Origin of the sequence: Sphingomonas sp. ABOLH, assembly GCF_003951715.1 — a bacterium.
Classification (GTDB): Bacteria; Pseudomonadota; Alphaproteobacteria; order Sphingomonadales; family Sphingomonadaceae; genus Sphingomonas; species Sphingomonas hankookensis_A.
The window spans coordinates 23,146-41,290 of the sequence record NZ_QQWV01000005.1 but is presented as its reverse complement, the minus strand read 5'-3'; the positions used below and the strand labels follow the sequence as shown (position 1 = coordinate 41,290).

Genomic DNA, 18,145 nt, shown 5'->3' with positions numbered 1-18,145 from the left:
GAATTTTTGCCAGTTATAAAGCAATGTTCATGCTGTTATTTTTTGGGGTGTCCCGTCAGGGACAGAGCCGGTCCAATTGAGGTGGGCAATCTGGTTCGGGCTCCGTGAGGTGACTGAGATAAGCCACCTGTTTTCGCTGACCGAGGAACAGATGGAGAAAGGTGGCTCGGTTTGCCTGCACAAGCTCGCGGCTTGGATAAGTGGATTGCCGCTATTAGGGTCAGGACCCATTGATGTGAGGCGCGCGATCTGATTCAGGCTCCGAGAGGAGACTGGAATGAGCGACCTGTTTTGGCTGACGGACGATCAGATGGAACGGCTTCGGCCGTTCTTTCCCAAGAGCCATGGTAAGCCGCGCGTGGACGATCGTCGGGTGCTGAGCGGTATCGTGTTCGTCAATCGCAACGGGCTGCGCTGGCGAGATGCACCCAAGGACTACGGCCCGTACAAGACGTTGTATAACCGTTGGAAGCGCTGGGGTGAGGCAGGCGTGTTCACGCGGATGATGGAGGGCTTGGCAGCGGCGGACGCCGAGCCGAAGACGGTTATGATCGACGCGACTTACCTGAAAGTGCACCGCACGGCATCCAGCCTGCGGGTTAAAATGGGAATCTCGGCTGCCTGATTGGGCGAACGAAAGGCGGCATGAACACCAAGCTCCATGCGGTCGCCGACGCGAACGGACGCCCGCTGAGCTTCTTCATGACAGCAGGCCAGGTCAGCGACTACACTGGCGCGGCAGCGCTGCTCGATGATCTGCCAAAAGCACAGTGGCTGCTTGGTGACCGCGGCTATGATGCAGACTGGTTCAGGGACGCCCTGCATGCCAAAGGCATCCAGGCCTGTATCCGAGGCCGAAAATCCCGCAATGAGCCAATCAGATACGACAAGCGCTACCGACGACGCAGCCGCATCGAGATGATGTTCGGCCGTCTGAAAGACTGGCGCCGCGTCGCCACCCGCTACGATCGCTGCCCCACCGCCTTCTTCTCGGCCATCGCTCTCGCCGCCACCGTCATCTTCTGGCTGTGATCAACGAGTCCTGACCCTAGATCCTGTCGCTGGGAGAAGCGGCTCTGCGAAGTATATCCGGTCGGGCGTGCGTCCGCCAAGCGCGGAGTAGCGCCTGACGGCGTAATAGAACGCCAGATGACGGCTGACGCTCGCGGGGCGTAGGGCACCGATGCGTAAGCGTTGAGGTAGACCTCCTCCTATTTCACCGAGCGCCAGAGGTGCTCATTGAACACGTTGTCGCGCCAGCGACCCTTGCCAAGCAGGTACGGGTAGACCTTGTGCCCGGTGCTGATTTCGACGTGTTGGGGCGGCGGTAGAGCACCTCCAGTCCCTTCCGCTTTCTCAGCGTCGCGGCATGCAACTGGCCCACCTTGATCCCTTCCTGCAGGAGTTGGTCGCGCAGCATCCGGCTGCCCGCGAACGGGCAGAGCAGGTGCGATTCGTCAATCCGCGACATGACGGTCAGGTCGGCGTCCGGCATGGCGTGCGCCAGATAGTAGATGCTGTCGCGGCTGATGCCGAGCTGTCGCGCCTGGTCAACCAACGGCAGCGCATGACCACGGTCGATCATCGGCTGCGCTCTGCAACAGACCGGCCTTCCCGAGCGCACCGGCAAAAAATCGTTCGCCCGCGGCAACTCGCCGATCTTGGCTTGCAGCACCGTCACTTCGACCGCGGAATCGGCCGCAGGGGCTTTGCCCCAAACACGTCCGCGGCACCTTTCAGCAGCCTTACCCGCCACTGGTTGATGAGGTTCGGGTGACCGTCATACTGTTGTGCCAGTTCGGCCAGCGTCTTCCCGGCCCGCACGGCGGTTAGTGCCACCTTCGCCTTGAACGCCGAGCTGTGCTACTGGCGCGGGCGCTTGCTCATCTTGCCTCCTGCTCACGGCCATCATGGTCGCTGCAAGATCCGCAACCTACTCATCCCCGCCGTCCAGATCCCAAGCCACCTATCATGGTGTGCAGTGCGGCCTCAGATAGTGGACATCGATCATATAAGGTCTTCCGCTCGCCGCCCACTGCAGCCAGCCTTTCCAGCATCCACCTGAACACGCTTGCCTTGGCCTAATAACGGTTCCATCGGATATACAGCTTCTTGTCCATACTATGATCCTTGTGCGCATCCCACCGACGCGGCCAGTTGCGGTTGACGAACACTATGCCTCTCACCACGCTGCGATCATTCACCGGACGCTTGCCATAACCCTCAGAAAGAACGGCCGGAATCGGCCAATCTGGTCATCCGCAAGCCAAAACAGGTCGCTCATTCTCGTCTCCTTGCGGAGCCTGAAACAGAATGCGATGGTCACATCAATGGGTCAAACCCCAATCAACTAGTTTCCATCATATCTATTTGTTCGAAGCATAAGACAATTCAGATATATCAATCAGAACGCAACTTGTTCTACCTTTCATCCTATTCCTACTATATAATTCGTGGTAATAACAAAGTATTTTCGTAAGATAAATTCCACCTGTATCTTCTGGAACCAATCTTATATCTAAAAAAATGTTCTTTCTGTTAACTATTTCCTTTATTCCTTTGAAATCTGATTTTTCAGATCCGGTATAAGCAATCACGCCATCAATGTCTTTAGGTTCAGATTTATCGGATACAAAGCTCCCTCCAATCAACGCGAAGGTAGGCTTTATTTCAAAGATTTTCAAATTATCGATATAACCTAAAAATATCTCTATTAATTCTTTTCTATGATTGTTAAAACCCAAATATGAGCAAAACCAATCCATATTTACGAGATATGGACTTCCAGACATTGGGGTTAAGCCTGATGATTCATGTATAGGCTGTCTAAGCGTATCGAAAGTTGGACTTACCAGGTCTAAGTTTCCCATAAAACACCTCTTCACATTATGTTATTTTAAATGTTAATTTATCGAACATGAATCTGTAAGATAAATTACAAATTACGATTGCGACTTACTATACGCGCTATCATGATAGACGTGTTGACCATTGCAGACTGCTAGTTCGAGGTAGCCGAACGGCTTGATGTGCGTATCCACCCCACCCAGCGTAGCATCACTTTTGGACGAACATATTGGCCTCGAATTGCGGATATCAGCTTGGCTTGGGTGAACGGCGCCAGGTTTGCCGGACGCCGTTGGATGTAAGTCACGCCGCCATATCGACGATGGTCGCGGCAGCATAGTATTGCTCTTCGGCTTCGGCGGGTGGTATGTTGCCGATAGGCTCGAGCAGCCGGCGATGATTGAACCAGTCTGCCCATTCCAGAATGGCGTACTCGACCGCCTCGAAGCCGCGCCACGGCCCACGGCGATGGATTACTTCGGCCTTGTAGATGCCGTTAATGGTTTCTGCCAAAGCGTTGTTCTAGCTGTCGCCGCCGCTGCCGACCGACGGTTCGATCTCCTCTTCTGCCAGGCGCTCGGTGTATTTGATGGATACGTGTTGCGACCCGCGGTCGCTATGGCAAACTAGGCCGCCACGATAGACTGGCCGGTGATCGTGCAGAGCCTGCTCGTGCGCATCCAGGACGAAGCTAGCGTGTGCGCTCCGACTCGCGCGCCAGCCAACGATTCGGCGGGCGTAGGCGTCGATGACGAACGCCACGTAGGCGAACCCAGCCTAGGTCGCGACATAGGTGAAGTCCGACACCCACAGCATGTTCGGTACTGGCGCGCGGAGATGTCGGTTCACCCGGTCGAGCGGACACGGTGCGGCCTTGTCGCTGACAGTGGTGCGCACCGGCTTGCCGCAGATCACGCCAGCCAGGCCCATCGTCCGCATCAGTCGGGCAACAATGCAACGGGCGACGTCGAACCCTTCGCGCCGCAGCTGCCGCCAGACCTTGCGCACGCCGTAGACGCGGAAGTTTTCCTCGAACACGCGGCACCCCTCCGGCCCCAGCGCATCGTCGAGCCGAGACGGAGCCGACCGTCTGGTCGGCTCAATCTTCCTGGCTGTGTGAGCATGATAGGTGGACGGAGCGATCGGACGAACCCGGCAGATTGGCTCGACCCCGTACACCTCACGGTGTGCGTCGATGAAAGACACCATCACCTCGCTCGTCGGTCGAGTTCCGCCATCGCAAAATACGCCGACACCTTACGCAGGATCTTGTTAGCCTGGCGCAGCTCGCGGTTTTCCCGCTCCAGCGACTTCATCCGGTCGGCAACATCGCTTGCCACCCCGGCCCGCATGCCGCTGTCGACCTCGGCCTTCTTCACCCACTCGTGCAGCGTCTGCCCCGCGCATCCGATCTTAACCGCAATCGAAACCACCGGGGCCCAACGCGACGAATGAGCCTTCTCCTGGTCAAGCACCATCCGCACCGCCCACAACCCTCAGGCGAAAACTTGTCGGTCGTCTTGCTCGTCATAGCCCCTTCCTCTCAGGAGTTGGGGCCTCCGACAAACCCGGGGCGGTTCAGACCTCCTCCAGGTGAGAGCGGCTGGATGAAGTCGAGCGACAGCCGTCCCTGACCCGTCTTCAGCGGAAAGACGCCGGTGATCATCACCGGGCTGGCAGCCCACCCCGGTGCCGATGTCGGCACCTCGAGCCAGCCGGCCCAGTCGTTTTCCTGGATGGAATACTTGCTGTCCATATCGCTTCTTAATCGAGGCGCGTCGGACTTCCATCCAGACAGTCTTCGTCTGCGAGAAGCGCAGCGCTCGCGTTTGACATACACACCGCGCTACTGCGCCGACTTCTCGCTTAAGAAGTGATACCAACTGAGGTCATATTTTGATCATTAATTTGAAGGCGGCCAGGCGATCGGCAGGCTGGTCGCAAACGACGTTGGCGGACCGGATCGGAGTCGATGCGCAAACCGTGAAGAGGCTTGAGAACGGTGTCGGGTCGGTGAAGAACCTAATCCGCGCGATGGATGCGCTCGACTTCCGACTGGCCGGACTCGGGCCCGGAACGACACTGGCCGAGCAGCTGCGTTCGCGTCGCCGGGCAAGATCGTTCTCGTTGGACAAAACGGCATCCCTAGCGGGATTGGCGCGCGGGACTGTCTCCAGCCTGGAAAATGGCCGCGGCTCGGTCGCCAGCCTGCTTCAGCTGCTCGCCGTCCTCGCACCACAGGCCAGGCGAAGGGCGCCCGAACGGTCCTATTGGGGACAGGCCGACAAGCAGGATCGCGACAGCCGATTCACGCCAGGTGACTTCATGGAGAGCGTCTACGCCGCTTTCGGTGAGGTCGACATAGACCCCTGCGGCCACGTCCTCAGCCCGGTTGTCGCCCGCCGCCGCATCCTATTGAGCGAAGGCGGAGACGGGTTGGTGGACACGTGGTCCGGCAGGCTCGCGTTCGTGAACCCTCCATTCAGCGAACTGCTCAAGTGGCTGCGGCGCGCCCACGCGGAGTGGGTGGCTGGCCATGTGGCAACAGTGGTCTGCCTCGTTCCGGTGCGAACCGATTCGGCGTGGTTTCATGATGAACTGAGTCCAGTCGCAGATATCTTCCTGCTGAAAGGGCGGATCAGATTTCTCGACTCGTCCGGCAACGCGCAAGCCACGCCATTCTCGCTCATGATGGTGACATTGGGGGCGACGGAGGAACAGAAGATGCGCTTCGCGGAGCTGGTAGCCGGCTTCTGGCTGGCGAGGGGCGGCCAGGCCTTCCGAACCTGCCAGCCGATTCCCATGTGAGAACATGAATTAGCGGACTACGGACACTACGGGGTGGGCATGAACTGTAGACGGTCAGCCCACCCCTAGCGATGCGGATCTAGCGGGTCATTGGCACGGGGCTGGATCGCCAATCGTGCAACCGTATTGAGGCTAAGAGTTGGAGTCCTGATATGTGAACTTCACACCAGTGACGGCGAAGAGCGCGAGGCGCGCCGCCACCGCACGGTAGAAGCTCGCTGCATCATCATTCTCCCGCAGATCACCATCAAGCGGCGCAGAGGCTCCGGGTGCCCTCACCAGACTCAGCGTGCGCCGGCCATTCTCATCGATCTCGACCTTCAGCGGCGAAACGTAATCATCATCCACGACTATCTCCGAAGCGTGTCCAGTTGGTCCGCCAACCTAGAGCCGAGCCATTTCGCGCGCGAGGATGAAACATCGGCCCGGCGTTCCGTGGCACCGACATGCCATGCAAGCCAAAGGGTGCTTTTATTCGACAAGTGCATTCGGAATCCGGACGACGCGCGGCTTGAGCCGCTTCGTGAGCGTGACCTTCACCGCGCGCGTTCCCATCTGCCGGTCGGGGTCTGGCCATAGCGCAATGATCTTTCGGCGCGACACCTTCGCGACCTCGTCGACGCGCAGCACGGTGTACCGGGCGAGCTCGATGGACAGGCGCGCGCGGCAGCTCGTCCTCGGCTATCTTGCCCGGCAGCAGCCCGAGCTTGACGCGCAACCTGCGGTGCTCGGCCGGCATCAGCGGTTTGATGTGCTCCTCGTCCTCCTCGTCGGATAGCTCGCTTGCGAGATCGTCGCCAGCGTAGACGGCCCGCGCCATGTCGCGGTTGGAGGCGTTGCCCGTGCAGCTGCCCTGCAACCAGTCGTCAAACTCGTAGATGTTGTTAAGCTGGCGCGTGATAGTGCCCTCGATGAGGGGCTTCACGAGTTTCAATGTATCTGGATCAACACCATCGGCTGCGGCGACGACGAGTGCGTCGGGCTCGTCTGCAAGAGCGATTGCGATGATGGCCTTGGCCTGCCCCACGGCGTGCCCGACGGACTGGGCGGCTGCGATGGCGCCGGTCGCGAAGATCTGCACCATCGCCTTGCGCGCCCTCCTCGCGGCCTCATCCTCTTTCGCGATGTTCGAATGGACCTTGCGGATGTCTTTCACGAACTGGGCGAACTCGCGCTTGTATTGATCGGACTGCACCGTGCCGGGCTCCTGCACTGGGCGCCGGCCGATCCAGCGCCGGTTGATCTCGATCGACGAAGCGTGGCCCCGTGATTTGGGCATCCGATCGCGCATCGCCGGTGCCGGCGGCAGCTGGCACGATCTCGGGAGGTTGTGGCGCGATCGCCGCGAAGGCGCCGGCTACGGCGCGGTAACCAGCCCCTGTCCCACGTCGATCTCCGCGGACGCGTCCCCGAAGACGTCGCGTCGCGCCTTCGAGATGAGCTCGGCCTTCACGTTGATCGGGGTGGGGATTCGCCCACCCCGCTTGATGGCTTCCCACCATAGCGCCGACACGCCTGCGACGTGCGGGCACGCCATGCTCGTTCCGCTGAGGGATTCGAGCCCACCACCGGCCTTGGCCGACAGGATGTCGACGCCTGGGCCGCTTATCAGCGCCATACTGTTCGAGAAGTCCGCCACGCCGAGGTGCTCGCCGTGCCGGCCGACCGCAGCGACAGACACGACGTCGTCGGCTGCTGCGGGGAGCGACGCGGCAATACGCCAGTCCGGATGCTGCTGGCGCTGGCTCTCGTTGCCTGAAGCCGCAACGATGAGCGCGCCGCCACCGAGGCCGCCACGCGCCTTCGTGAGGCCCATCAGTTCGTCGAACACCCTCAGGTTCACGCGATAGGCCTCAAGCGCGTTCGAGGTCGCGAGGTCCACCGGCCAGTTGTCGTCGGTCCAGTCCTTCACCATGCCGGGGAAGTCGAACCCCAGCGACATCGATATGATGTTCGCGCCGCGCGAGAGCGCCCACTGGATGCCCTCCACGATCATCTCGGAGTCGCCGCCCCCCCGGTCACCCAGGACCTTCCCGATCAGCGCCCGCTCCACGCCGGACGCGACGCCAATCCGTGTGCCGTCAACGTCCCGGCCGAGGATCGTGCCGGCGCAATGCGTGCCGTGGCCTTCGCGGTCGCCGTCCCCGTCGCCGCTGAAGTCGCGCTGCTCGATGTCGACGCCGGCGAAGGCGGGGTGGGTCGCGTCGATGCCCGTGTCCAGGATCGCGACGGTAACGCCCTTGCCGGTGAAGCCGGACGCGCGCGCGCCGACGGCGTCCAGGCCCCAGACGTCCCGGCCTCCTGAGCCGGCCGCCTTGAGCGGCCTGATGAGCTTCGTCGGCATAGCCGGTGCGATGGCCTGGACCTCCGGCTCGGCGGCGATGGACGCGGCGGCCCTATCGGTGAGCCGCTCGTAGGCGAACTGCTTGGTCTGGCCGCCTGACGAATGGCCAACCCCGAAGGTCTCGATCCCGCGCTTGTTGCCGCCCCTCGTGGTCGGCTGACGCCGCAGGATCACGTATTTCCGCATCGCCGTTCCCCTAAAAGCGCCGTTCCTCGGCCAGTTTCCTATAGTGCGCGCCGATCGCCGTGAGCCGGCAGCTCCTGGATTCGATCGCGGCGTAATACATGTGCTCCGTCCCGACCGGCACGACGAGGCCGTTGCGATTGCACGCCTGCAGGCCCTTGAAGATCGCCACGTGCGCCTCGTTCACCGGGATCGCCTTTATTTCGGGCGGGACGTTGTCCCGCGCGGGTTCGTAGGACGGATCGAGCTGGAATTCCGAGGTTTCGTCCGGGAAGAGGTTGGGCAGCCGTCTCAGGAACTCCTTCGGGACACGGGGCTCGACCTGTCGCAGCGTCACGAATGTCTGGACGTTCGCCTTGTAGATCGGCCGCTGACCGCCCCATGGCCCCAGCGTCTGGTCGACGAGCGAGTAGAGCGCGGCGGGCGTGATGTTGCCCAGCACGTCCGATGCGGCACCCCGGAGACCGTCGAGGACGATCTCGGTGAAGAGGCCGTGCTTCACCCCGTCCGCGGCGGTGCCCTCCCGGTGGCTCGCGGTGAGGATCGTGACGCCGGTGCCGATGACGGAAACGTCCTCCCGTGCCAGCGCGGCCACCTCCCCGGCGAAGCCGGAGTGGCAGCTGTCGAGAATGATCACGCTCGACTTGATCCTCGGGTAGGCCCGGTTGGCGAGGCCGAGGATGTCGGTGAGCGACATCCCCCAGCCCCCCTTGCGGCCGTCCTGCGCCACGATGTGCCCGGTGTTGGTCTCGCGGTTGATGATGCCGTGGCCGGCGAAGTAGAGGACGATCGTCTCGGCGTCGCCGGCGAACAGCTCCTCCACAGCCTCGTTTAGGACCGCGGCGGTGACCTCGTGGTCCTGGCTGGTCAGTGACCTGACCGAGAAGTTGGGATCGCCGTTGCCCGCCGTCGCCAGCACCGTGCCCATGGCGACCGCGTCGTTGACGCAGCCAGTCAGCGGGTCGTTCGGGTAGGCGTCGATGCCGACGACCAGCGCGCGCTTCACCTCAGCGGTTGCCTTCGATCAGGCTCTTCAGGTTCTCCCAGGTCCATTTGTATAGCTTGTCGGAAGCCTTGGCCGCCGTGGGCTTCACGTTCACCTTGTCCTTGTAGCCGGCCAGCAGGAAGTAGGGCTTGCCCTCATCCTGGGCGATCTTGACCTCGGCGCTGACGCCGACCGCCGTGTCGGTGTTCAGGCCACAGAGGACGGCCACCATGTCGACCGACCGGATCCGGGTCGTCGCCTTGGCTTTCCAGTTGCCGTCGATGTGCTCCTTGATCGACCAGTCTGCGAGCTCGAACGGGCTGTCGGGCAGCTTGGCCTGGCCGACCATCGCCTCCTTCAGGAAGGAGTCGTGATCGTAGTCGAAGCTGATGAATACGCGCTTTTTCGCCAATCCCACCCCCATTGCAGTGCTCGACCGAGTCGATGCGGCGCCGAGGCTATGGCCCGCGATTGCGAAACGCAATGCGGGGAGAAGATCCGGTTTGGACCTATCTCTTGCTCGGGGATGCGGGCGCGCGCAGGGCCAGCGCTGCCAAGGCGCGCCGTATCCGGCGGTGCGCCGGTGAGGTGTCGAAGCGGTGGTCGGCGTTCGAGAAGATGGTGCCGAACAGGATCGCGGCCTGCGACGCGTAAACCACCGTGTCGACCAGCATCTCGCCTTGGACGAGGTCTGTGGCGTCGAGCAGGAGCTCGAGCACGGCGCCGTCCTTGATCGTCGCGATGATCCGCCACAGGTGCTTCGGCATCCGGCTCTCGAGGAGGCGTTTCTTTTCGCCATCCGCGAGATCACTCTCAGCGATCTCCTTCCGAAGGTCCCTGAGCGACGAGAGCTGTATGTCCCAGCTAACCGGCTGCTCCCCGAGGAGTTCCCCCGAGCCAGGGAAGCTCTCGAGTGCGCCGTCCAGCCGGCGGCCTATCTCGAGCGTTAGCTTGAGCACCGTCGCGAACGGGACACGAATCTTGTGGTTAAGTGGAACCACGAGGGTGTGGCTCCGCGCCAGCGTCTGGCCGAGTTGACCGCCGCCGATCGGCCACGAGACGTCGAGCGTTCCGTCCTCGGCGAACTTCATCTTCGCGAAGGGGCCGACCTGGTCGTCGTGGACGAAGATCTTGTCGATCCTGGACGCGTCCAGCATCACGCCGCTCTCGCCGTAGCCGGTCGCCGGCCCCCGGCCGAGACGGTATCCGGTGACTGCGACGGCATGGTTGACGTCGCGTTCCGGCTCACGGCCCGTCGCCTCCGTGACGCGCATCAGCAGGAGGCACGGGATGCCTGCGCGCAGGTAGGCGGCCACCGCAGCCTTGAACTCCAGCCTCGTCCGCTCGATCGCGTCTGTCCGGGAAGCGGCCGTCCGCGGGGCGGCCCCGCTGGAAACTTCGTCGGCATCCGGAGAGGTGCCCTCGATTCCTGATGGCCCGACCTCCGTCCCACCTTCCTCCTTGTGCTTCTCCAGGGGTATGAGGTGCGGCTCCAGCCCGACGTAGCGAAGGGTGTCCGCGATCTGTCGGATGGTGAGGCCGGCTACGGCTGGCAGCATCCGCTCGTCGTAGCCGCCCGTTGCGGCCGCTGTTCCCGTGATGGCGACCGGTGAGGGTATAGCGTGCTGGAACTTGCGGCCGGTGCACTGGAGCACCGACCAGAGGGCGCTCGTCGCGCAGGCGGCCACGTCCCGGTCCTGCTCTTGGAAGGCCACGGACTCGACGTGGAGCCGCATCCCGTAGAGGTCAATCTCCTGACGGTAGAGCGTCGGGAATATGCGCTGCTTCTGCCCGGTGGCGGGATACGTCCGCAGGCAGGTGCGGCCGATGACGGTGAGGGGCAGCGGCCTGAGGACCACAAAGCCCAAGTATGAGTTCTGCAGGTTCGGAGCGCCCTCCTTGCGCAACATCGCCTTGGTCAGCTGGTCCTGCGTCAGCGGCGTCTTGAGGAAGTGCAGCCTGGTGCACAGCCTCGCGTATGGGTGGAAGCTGCGGACGTGATAGGCCGAGAAGTCCTCTAGGAAGTCGCGGTCCACATAGCCCGGCTCGACGATTATCGAGGCGCAGGCGAGAGTCCGGAGGTATTCCTGGAGGTAGGACAAGTGATGCTTGCGCCGGACGAAGCGGTTTTCCCGCTCGCCCTCGGAGCGAGCGCTCGCCTCGACGAGCAGGTCTGCGAGTTTGTCGGGACTATATGGATGGACGACGGGTGACCCGCCGCTCTTGTCGTCTGCCATCGCCCCCCCGGCGTCTACTGCGTCAGTAGGTCACGGCTTCGCTGAGCATCTCCGGACGGACCTCGAGGGACCGCGTGAGCACGCGGACGTCGCGGCGCACGGGTTCCATGGCAGCCTCGACCTGCGCGCGGCCACCCTGGTTCAGCCACTCCACGTAGGCGCGCGTGAAGGCGGCCGTGTCGAGGTCGGCGAAGGCATTGGGCGCGGTCTTGAACTTAGGCTTGGGCATTGTTCCTCGGAGCGAGGCCGCTCGCCAAGGCGGCGGGCGGCATCTTATCCTGATATGTGTTCACGAGTGGTCTACGACTAGGCTAACCGAACGCATGCGTCCCGCGATGGGTCCGGCGCTCGCCGTTTCCCCCTCTTGGTCCGCGATCCGCAGCCTAGAGCGTCGGAGACTCTCCTGTCAAACGCCAGATGGGGGGACTCCTCCCGGCGGGAGACGCCTCGGAAGGCGTCGGACGGGGCCGGCCGAGCCCGTGGCGCCGCAAGTTGACGGCGCACTCCCTCCATGCTCTGAATCGCAATATGGGGCATCCGCTGGTGGATGCCCGCTGGGAGGATGGTGGGGGCCGCTTGACCCTGATCTACGAGAACGTCGCGGAGGGCACTCCCGCCACGCACGCGGTCGTGATCGGCGTCGGCGGGTATCCGTGGCTCCTCGGAGGGGCCGAAGCCGCCGACCCAAGGCTGGCGGAGGGAATGGGCCAGCTGTCGTCACCTCCGGCGTCCGCGCGCGCCATCGCCGACTGGCTCGTCTCGAGCCACGCGGACCCCGCGGCATCGCTCGCGACGGTTGACCTGCTGCTCTCGGACGCGACCGGGGACCGGGACTACGTCCGCCCCGACGGAACGGTCTTCAAGGGTGTTGAGCTCCCCGATCAGGCGGCCTTGAAGCGGGCGATACGGGCCTGGCGGGTGAGGTGTGATTCGAATCCCGGCAACCTGGCCCTGTTCTTCTTCTGCGGGCACGGGGTCGGCCGCGGCTTCGAGCTCGCGATGCTGCCGCGCGACTTCGGCTCGGAGCCCATGCAGCCCTTCGAGCATTCGGTTTCTTTCGAGGGGATGAAGGAGGCGATGCGTTCGTGCGCGGCCACGCGCCAGCTCTTCTTCGTGGATGCGTGCCGCGTCCACTCGCCCAACCTCATGGCGGACTATGCGGCGCAGCCCGACCCGGTGATGGCGGTGCGCACGCCGTTCACCGTGGGGCTCCGGCAGTCGGTCTACTTCGCGACGACGTCAGGTGCGCCCGCGTTTGGCCGGCCCGGGAGGCCCAGCCTCTTCACAGAGAACCTCCTGAAGGGGCTCCGGGGCCTCGGCGCCAACGACAACCGCGGCGAGTGGTGGGTCGAGACGACCGGACTGCAGCGCGCGCTGACAGGCCTCGCGGAGGAGTTCGCGGACGAGGACGACAAGGGCCTCCAGGTGCCGACCAGCGGTGAGCAGACCTCCTTCGACTTCCAGCGTCTCGCGGAGCCCCCGGTTGTGCCGCTCTATCTTCACCCGACATGGACCGAGGAGGGCGAGTCACCGCCCGACGATCTCGCCGCAGTGGCGCTCCATTCCGAAGGCGCGCCCGTGCTCGACTGGCCGAGCCCATGGGCTGACAGCCCGGAGTGCTCGTGGCGCGGCGACCGCTTCAGGAGCGACAGGGCGGCCGGCGCCCGCTACAGCTGGTCCGTCAGCTTCACGGATGGGCGGACCATGAGCAGTGCGCCGGCAACCCTCAGCCCCCCTTTCCGGATAGTGGAGTTCCCCCGCGATGGCCTCGCTTAGCATCGAGATCGCCAGGGTCGGCGATCCGAGCGCCGCCCGGCCGATCGGCCTCGTGGCCGAGGTTTCGCGGATCGGGGATGGCGGCAGGACACCGCCGCGGAAGGTTTCCGTATCCTCGGTCGGAGCGCGGTCGGTCGATGGCCTCGCGCCCGGACTCTGGCAGATCCGGCTGGCGACGCCGGACGGGCTGCTGGACACCCGCGAGGTGGAACTTGCCGAGGGGGTCCCCGTCGCGGTCAGGTTCAAGCTGGCTCCCCGCCGCCGTACGAGCCCCGCCCCCCCGCCCAAGCCGACCCGCCCGCGGCGGGGTCCGCCGGGGGCGGCCGGTGCCACGGCCGCCAGGCTGACCCGCCGCTACTCGGGCGCCGCGGACGGACCCTCCCGGGCCCATGACGGCCTGATGGTCGTCGAGACCGTCGCCACCCCTGCGGTCGACGGGAATCCGCTGGTCCTTTGGCGGGCGATGGCCGCTGCCGCCGCCGATGGACGGCTCATGCGGAAGCTCGCCGGCACGGTCGGTCCATCGTCGCTCCTCCCCGAGCCCTCCGGTCCCGATGACGAGCTGAGGTGGCGCGTGATCGGCGAGCCGGGGAGCCGCACCTATGCGGTGACCGGATCGAGGTTCCACTGCCTGCCGGTCCCCTGGCGCGCGCACGATTGGCAGAGTCCCGTTGCCCTCCTGCTGGTGGGCGATGCAGAATCGGCCCGGACGCGGGTGTTCATCGAGGACGAGGGCTTCGCCGGACTACTGGCGTATCTGTCTTCGGGCTCGGTCCTCTCCGCTGTTGATCTGCTGCGCGTGGACGATGGCCTGGCGGACTCGGTCGGGAGGACCGCCGAGGACCTCCTGCATGGCAAGCGCGCGAGCCCCCTCGGGGCCTGCGCCGCTGGCTACGCCCTGCTCGGCGCCGCCGTCCCGGGTGTCGATGAGCCCTGGCATCCCTGGATCGGCAACCTCTCGCGGTGGTTCGGCTGGATACCGGACGGCGCGATCCTGCTCGCCCGTCTGCAGCTGATGCAGGCGCGCTCGGAGGCCGACGCCGCGGAGGCGCTGGCCACGCTCCGCACGGCGCTGGGACGCGGGCTGCCATACTACCGCCGCGGCTTCGACTGGCTCCTGCAGGCGATGCTCCGCTTCGCCGACGACCCGGTCGTGGCCGAGGTGCGCCCGATGGTCGCCGACGTCGCGGCACGGCTGGATATGCGGGAAGTGTTCACGACCCTGACGATCGGAGGCGTTGCGCGATGACAGTCTACAGGCTCGAGGCGTTCCCCGCCCGCGAGGGCGACTGCCTACTGCTGTCCTACGGTCCCTCGGAGGATTCCCTCGCCCATGTGCTAGTGGACGCGGGGCACACCTCGACGGGAAAGGCGCTGGCAGTCGAGCTGCTCGAGCGGGGAATAGTCGAGCTGGAGCTGCTCGTCGTCACGCACGTCGATGCCGACCACATCGAGGGCATGCTCGACTTCCTGGAGGCTGTTTCCGGCCGCATCGCGATAGCGGACGTCTGGTTCAACGGGTGGCGCCACCTCCAGGAGGGATTGGAGGGCATGGGTCCGGCGCAGGGTGAGCGCCTGACCACGCTGATCGCGCAGCTGCCCTGGAACGCCATTGCCGGGGGTCGGGCGATACGGGTCGAGGACGACAGGGCGCCTCGCCGGCTCCCGCCGCTCCCCGGCGGCCTGTCCATGACGGTACTCTCGCCCGACCGGCGTAAGCTCGAGCGGATGATCCCGGAATGGAAGAAGGCGTGCCTCAAGGCCGGCCTGATACCGGGGCAGGGCCGATCCGACGACAAGCCGCGGCATGGTCTGGAGGCTCTGGGGATGGATCTCGAGGCGCTCGCCGCGACGCGCACCAAGAACGACACGGCGGTCGCGAACGGGACGAGCATCGCGCTCCTCGCGGAATACGGCGGGCGCAGGGTTCTGCTCGGAGCGGACGCTCATCCCGACGTGCTCACCCGCAGCTTGCAGGCGGCGGGCGGTGGCCACCCGCTGCCCCTGGACCTCTTCAAGGTGCCGCATCACGGGAGCCAGGCGAACGTGACCCGGGAGCTTCTCGCGTCCATCGACTGCCGCGAGTTCCTGATATCGACGGACGGCACGAAGTTCGACCACCCCGACGAGGTCGCGGTCGCCCGCATGATCGCCAGCCGGTCCGACGGCGTCCGACTTCTGTTCAACTACCGTCAGCCACGCACCAAGGTCTGGGAACCGAGGATCGGGACCGATGCCCGCCATCCATTCGAGTGCGTGTTCCCCGACGCCGCAGGAAATTCGCTCGTGGTCGACCTCCTGCCCGATGTGCGCATCAGCTCCGGGCGTCCTCGGCACTGAGCCTGCGCACCTCGCGGCGGATGGGGTCGATGTGCAGCACCGGCGTCCCCCGGTGCAGCGCGTGCTCGACGACGTCGGCGGTTCCGCCGCGGCCGTGCGCGCCCTCGCCGTCCCAGACCGCAACAAGGAGGTCACTCGCGTCCGCGACCGCGATGCCCGCCGCCAGGAACGCGTCCTCGCCTCTCGGGTTGTCGAGCGTCACGTTGCGACCCGCGGCCAGCAGCTCGCGGTAGGCCGCGAGGCCGACGCCTTCGAAGCACTGCTCATACCATTCGCCCGGGACGACCGTAACGATGGCTCCCCCTTGCTCCAGCACGATGCGCGCGAAGAGCTGGTCGGCACCGACCGCGAGCGCCGACCAGCCCTCTATCGGCGGGGTAAGGGCGGCGAGCTCGTCGCCGATCGCGATCCGGGTCCAATCCCAGTCGATCCCAGCCCTTTTTTGATGTCCGGTAACCCCGACCCGCATGCGCTTTCCTATTCGTCTCTCGCCATCAACGCATGGTCGGGCGATCGGGATCATTCTTGATCGTCCGCGGTGATCTCCACGCGGCGGTTCTGGATCTCCCGCACGCCGTCAGGCGTCTCGACACGCAATCGCGTCTCCCCGTAGGCCTCTATCCTGATCGCGTCCGCCGGCACTCCCCTCTTATGAAGGAAGGCAGCGACCGCCTCTGCGCGCGCCTTAGACATCCGCAGGTTGACGGCGGCCGTGCCCATGCGATCAGCGAACCCCGCCACGCGCAGGCGTTTTACTCCGCTTCCAAGTATCTGCGACGCGATTTCGTCGAGCAGCGCCGCCGCGTCGGGCGAGATCGCGCGGCTGTCGAAATCGAAGAAGACGATCGCGGACCCACTCCACCAAGGAGCCGGTGACGCCGAAATGGGCGGCGGAGCCGGCATGGGCGGCGGCTCTGGCCACGGGGGCGGGATCGGCATGGGCTCGGGCGTAGGGTGCAGCTCGGGCGGGCTGGGCTGAGGGTCCGGTGGGAAAGGTCCGTCGTCGACCTGTTGGCCGTCGACCGGGCGAATCGTGCTATTTGGGCTGTAGATCGGACTATCGCCAACGGAGGCCGGGGCTCGACCAGTCCCGCTCGTTCCGCCAGTGGCCCCGTACGGCGTGCCCTGTGGCAAAGCTTGGTCCCCGCTTGAAGGGCCCCGGTCGGCGGGCCGTGGGCTGGGATCGTCCGTGGGACCGGGTGACGGCCGTATCCCCGATTGGACCGGCGCGCTTATTTCGGTCCCCCGGACCTCGGTCACTTGGTCGGACCTGCCGAACAGCAGGACCGTGGCGATGGCGGCCGCTGCCGTCATCACTGCCACGACCGCGGTGATGGCGAGCATCTTCCACTTCGGCCACTGCCCCGCGACGGGCGGCAGCGGCGGTGCGGGCGGCGCCGGCGGGGCGGCAATGGTCGCGGCGCTTGCGTCAACGAGTGGACTGGGAGCGTCGACCGAGCTGTAGAACACGGGGGTGATCAGCTCGACCTGGCATTCCTCCTTTGCGCGGTTGCGGATCGCGGCCCGGCCCCGGGCGACGGCGACGTCGACCGGCGCACCCTCTAGCAGCCGCTGGTAGAAATAGCGGGAGAACGCCAGCGCGGCCTCGTCCGAGATCGAATACTGCATCGCGACCACATAGGGGATGGAGCGGCGGATGATGTTCTGCGCGGTTCCGCCGTAGCGGTCGATCTCGTCGGCACGACCGCCCTCGCAGGTGTTTAGCACGACGAGAAGCGGCGGGTCGCTGTCGAGCAGCTGGCGGAGGTCGTCCGAAGGGACGGCGTCGTAGCCCTCAGGGTTATTTTCATCGACGAAGTGGACGACCCCGCGCCGGTCGCCGTCCCGCGTTCCAAAGCTGCCGTGCCCGATGAAGTGGACAATGTGAGGCTTGAAGTCGGCGAGCGCGGCCTCGAACGATTGGCGCGTCGCCGCGTGGAGCGGTCGTATGCTGATCGGCGCGCCCCTGCCGCTCGTCCGTTTGCGAATCTCCTCGTCGATGTTGGCGATTTCTCGCCCGGCGTCGAGGTCCTTCTGAGGGACAGCGATGGCGATTAGAAGCCGCACCTCGCCGGTGATCGGGGTCGGGGGCTTCTGCCTTCCGCCCAGGCTGATCCGGCGCAGCATGGGAGACTTCTCGTCGATCCCATACCATTGGTCCGTCGCCTTGCGGAACATTGCCTCCCACGGCACCTTCGCCAAGGCCGGCGCCCGTTCGAGGTCGAGGCGGATCCTGACGCCTCCTTGCTCTCGCCCCATCTCGAACAGATGGCCAAGAGCCTGTTCTAACTGTGGCGTCAGGATGGTCTGGAACAGGCGGGTGCCGTAGTCCTTGAGCTTGTCCATGCGGGCGATGAGGAACGGGAGCTCGTCGGGCTGGTCCGCGGTGGGGGCACGCCGCCAGTTGCGCAGCTCCTGCCGGCCCGCCTCCCCTTCCGGCGGCAGCAGGTCTAGGTATGAGGGCGGCAACTCCACTTCGAAGCGCCGCTGGATCGTCTCGTCCATGCCCTCGAAGGTGACCTCGACCTCGAAGTGACGGCCGTCACGCGCCGCAATCTCGATCTCGAAGTCCCGATAGGCCACCCCTCGTCCCTCCCTGTGCGGCAAGACTAGGCGCAGGCGGCC

General features: G+C 64.7%; 16 protein-coding genes, 2 pseudogenes and 1 other annotated feature. Of the genes and pseudogenes, 5 read left to right on the top strand and 13 right to left on the bottom strand.

The genetic code is table 11. The features are described 5' to 3' along the window. Window positions 1–277 precede the first annotated feature (277 nt). A protein-coding gene (locus CA237_RS03725; protein ID WP_126012956.1) for an IS5 family transposase occupies window positions 278–1,032 on the top strand; the annotation gives its coding sequence in 2 pieces (ribosomal slippage) (window positions 278–605 and window positions 605–1,032; 756 coding nt in all). Here CA237_RS03725 and CA237_RS03720 read toward each other — a convergent pair. The 4 genes and pseudogenes from CA237_RS03720 to CA237_RS03705 all read right to left on the bottom strand — a co-directional run bounded on the left by CA237_RS03720 (window position 1,033) and on the right by CA237_RS03705 (window position 4,603). Further along, a pseudogene (locus CA237_RS03720) lies at window positions 1,033–1,839 on the bottom strand (hypothetical protein). 527 nt (window positions 1,840–2,366) lie between these two features. Continuing rightward, complete coding sequence (locus tag CA237_RS03715) at window positions 2,367–2,870, bottom strand: hypothetical protein (RefSeq protein WP_126012953.1); 504 nt, start codon at window positions 2,868–2,870, stop codon at window positions 2,367–2,369. Between the two features lie 280 nt (window positions 2,871–3,150). After that, window positions 3,151–4,378, bottom strand: a pseudogene (locus CA237_RS03710) (IS3 family transposase). Next, window positions 3,982–4,098, bottom strand: a sequence feature (AL1L pseudoknot). (Overlaps the previous pseudogene by 117 nt.) 12 nt (window positions 4,379–4,390) lie before the next feature. Continuing rightward, window positions 4,391–4,603 carry a hypothetical protein gene (locus CA237_RS03705; RefSeq protein ID WP_126012950.1) on the bottom strand — a complete coding sequence of 71 codons (213 nt, stop codon included), beginning with the start codon at window positions 4,601–4,603 and terminating at the stop codon, window positions 4,391–4,393. Between the two features lie 140 nt (window positions 4,604–4,743). Between CA237_RS03705 and CA237_RS03700 the strand changes: the two genes are divergently transcribed. Next, window positions 4,744–5,655, top strand: coding sequence for a DNA N-6-adenine-methyltransferase (locus CA237_RS03700; protein ID WP_126012947.1), 912 nt, complete (start codon window positions 4,744–4,746; stop codon window positions 5,653–5,655). 132 nt (window positions 5,656–5,787) lie between these two features. On the opposite strand, the gene CA237_RS03695 is transcribed toward CA237_RS03700, so the two are convergent. From CA237_RS03695 to CA237_RS03665, 7 genes are all read right to left on the bottom strand, one after another. Next, entirely contained in the window at window positions 5,788–6,003 is a 216-nt protein-coding gene (locus CA237_RS03695; protein WP_126012944.1) for a hypothetical protein, read from the bottom strand. Beyond that, window positions 5,996–6,946 carry a hypothetical protein gene (locus CA237_RS03690; RefSeq protein ID WP_126012941.1) on the bottom strand — a complete coding sequence of 317 codons (951 nt, stop codon included), beginning with the start codon at window positions 6,944–6,946 and terminating at the stop codon, window positions 5,996–5,998. The genes CA237_RS03695 and CA237_RS03690 overlap by 8 nt, the downstream gene beginning before the upstream one ends. Before the next feature lie 66 nt (window positions 6,947–7,012). After that, the gene (locus CA237_RS03685; RefSeq protein ID WP_126012938.1) at window positions 7,013–8,185 is read right to left on the bottom strand and encodes a S8 family serine peptidase; all 1,173 of its coding nucleotides are present in this window, start codon (window positions 8,183–8,185) and stop codon (window positions 7,013–7,015) included. A gap of 10 nt (window positions 8,186–8,195) precedes the next feature. Next, entirely contained in the window at window positions 8,196–9,188 is a 993-nt protein-coding gene (locus tag CA237_RS03680; protein WP_126012935.1) for a caspase family protein, read from the bottom strand. Window position 9,189: 1 nt separating this feature from the next. Then, a complete protein-coding gene (locus CA237_RS03675; RefSeq protein WP_206432944.1) occupies window positions 9,190–9,579 on the bottom strand; it encodes a hypothetical protein in 390 nt (129 codons plus the stop codon). A 97-nt stretch (window positions 9,580–9,676) separates the two neighbouring features. Further along, window positions 9,677–11,404, bottom strand: a complete 1,728-nt coding sequence (locus CA237_RS03670) for a hypothetical protein (protein ID WP_126012932.1) — start codon at window positions 11,402–11,404, stop codon at window positions 9,677–9,679. A 22-nt stretch (window positions 11,405–11,426) separates the two neighbouring features. Further along, a complete protein-coding gene (locus CA237_RS03665; protein ID WP_126012929.1) occupies window positions 11,427–11,633 on the bottom strand; it encodes a hypothetical protein in 207 nt (68 codons plus the stop codon). 347 nt (window positions 11,634–11,980) lie between these two features. On the opposite strand from CA237_RS03665, the gene CA237_RS03660 reads away from it, so the two are divergent. The 3 genes from CA237_RS03660 to CA237_RS03650 are packed head-to-tail and all read left to right on the top strand — an operon-like array spanning window position 11,981 to window position 15,520. Beyond that, the gene (locus CA237_RS03660; protein WP_164523824.1) at window positions 11,981–13,180 is read left to right on the top strand and encodes a caspase family protein; all 1,200 of its coding nucleotides are present in this window, start codon (window positions 11,981–11,983) and stop codon (window positions 13,178–13,180) included. Next, the gene (locus CA237_RS03655; protein WP_126012923.1) at window positions 13,167–14,429 is read left to right on the top strand and encodes a hypothetical protein; all 1,263 of its coding nucleotides are present in this window, start codon (window positions 13,167–13,169) and stop codon (window positions 14,427–14,429) included. Before CA237_RS03660 ends, CA237_RS03655 begins: the two co-directional genes overlap by 14 nt. Next, window positions 14,426–15,520 (top strand): MBL fold metallo-hydrolase, encoded by a 1,095-nt coding sequence (locus CA237_RS03650; protein ID WP_126012920.1) that lies wholly within the window; start codon window positions 14,426–14,428, stop codon window positions 15,518–15,520. Before CA237_RS03655 ends, CA237_RS03650 begins: the two co-directional genes overlap by 4 nt. Here CA237_RS03650 and CA237_RS03645 read toward each other — a convergent pair. Together CA237_RS03645 and CA237_RS03640 are read right to left on the bottom strand one after the other, a co-directional pair. Further along, window positions 15,495–15,989, bottom strand: coding sequence for a hypothetical protein (locus CA237_RS03645; RefSeq protein WP_126012917.1), 495 nt, complete (start codon window positions 15,987–15,989; stop codon window positions 15,495–15,497). The two genes, CA237_RS03650 and CA237_RS03645, sit on opposite strands and share 26 nt — an antisense overlap. Before the next feature lie 50 nt (window positions 15,990–16,039). Then, on the bottom strand, window positions 16,040–18,103 hold the full coding sequence (locus CA237_RS03640; RefSeq protein ID WP_126012914.1) for a CHAT domain-containing protein: 2,064 nt from the start codon (window positions 18,101–18,103) through the stop codon (window positions 16,040–16,042). Between the last annotated feature and the right edge of the window lie 42 nt (window positions 18,104–18,145).

Bases quoted from the DNA above. Each gene is read 5' to 3' on its own strand.
- CA237_RS03685 (WP_126012938.1), bottom strand. From the start codon at position 8,185: ATGCGGAAATACGTGATCCTGCGGCGTCAGCCGACCACGAGGGGCGGC.
- CA237_RS03650 (WP_126012920.1), top strand. From the start codon at position 14,426: ATGACAGTCTACAGGCTCGAGGCGTTCCCCGCCCGCGAGGGCGACTGC.
- CA237_RS03715 (WP_126012953.1), bottom strand. From the start codon at position 2,870: ATGGGAAACTTAGACCTGGTAAGTCCAACTTTCGATACGCTTAGACAG.
- CA237_RS03665 (WP_126012929.1), bottom strand. From the start codon at position 11,633: ATGCCCAAGCCTAAGTTCAAGACCGCGCCCAATGCCTTCGCCGACCTC.
- CA237_RS03645 (WP_126012917.1), bottom strand. From the start codon at position 15,989: ATGCGGGTCGGGGTTACCGGACATCAAAAAAGGGCTGGGATCGACTGG.
- CA237_RS03670 (WP_126012932.1), bottom strand. From the start codon at position 11,404: ATGGCAGACGACAAGAGCGGCGGGTCACCCGTCGTCCATCCATATAGT.
- CA237_RS03655 (WP_126012923.1), top strand. From the start codon at position 13,167: ATGGCCTCGCTTAGCATCGAGATCGCCAGGGTCGGCGATCCGAGCGCC.
- CA237_RS03705 (WP_126012950.1), bottom strand. From the start codon at position 4,603: ATGGACAGCAAGTATTCCATCCAGGAAAACGACTGGGCCGGCTGGCTC.
- CA237_RS03690 (WP_126012941.1), bottom strand. From the start codon at position 6,946: ATGCGCGATCGGATGCCCAAATCACGGGGCCACGCTTCGTCGATCGAG.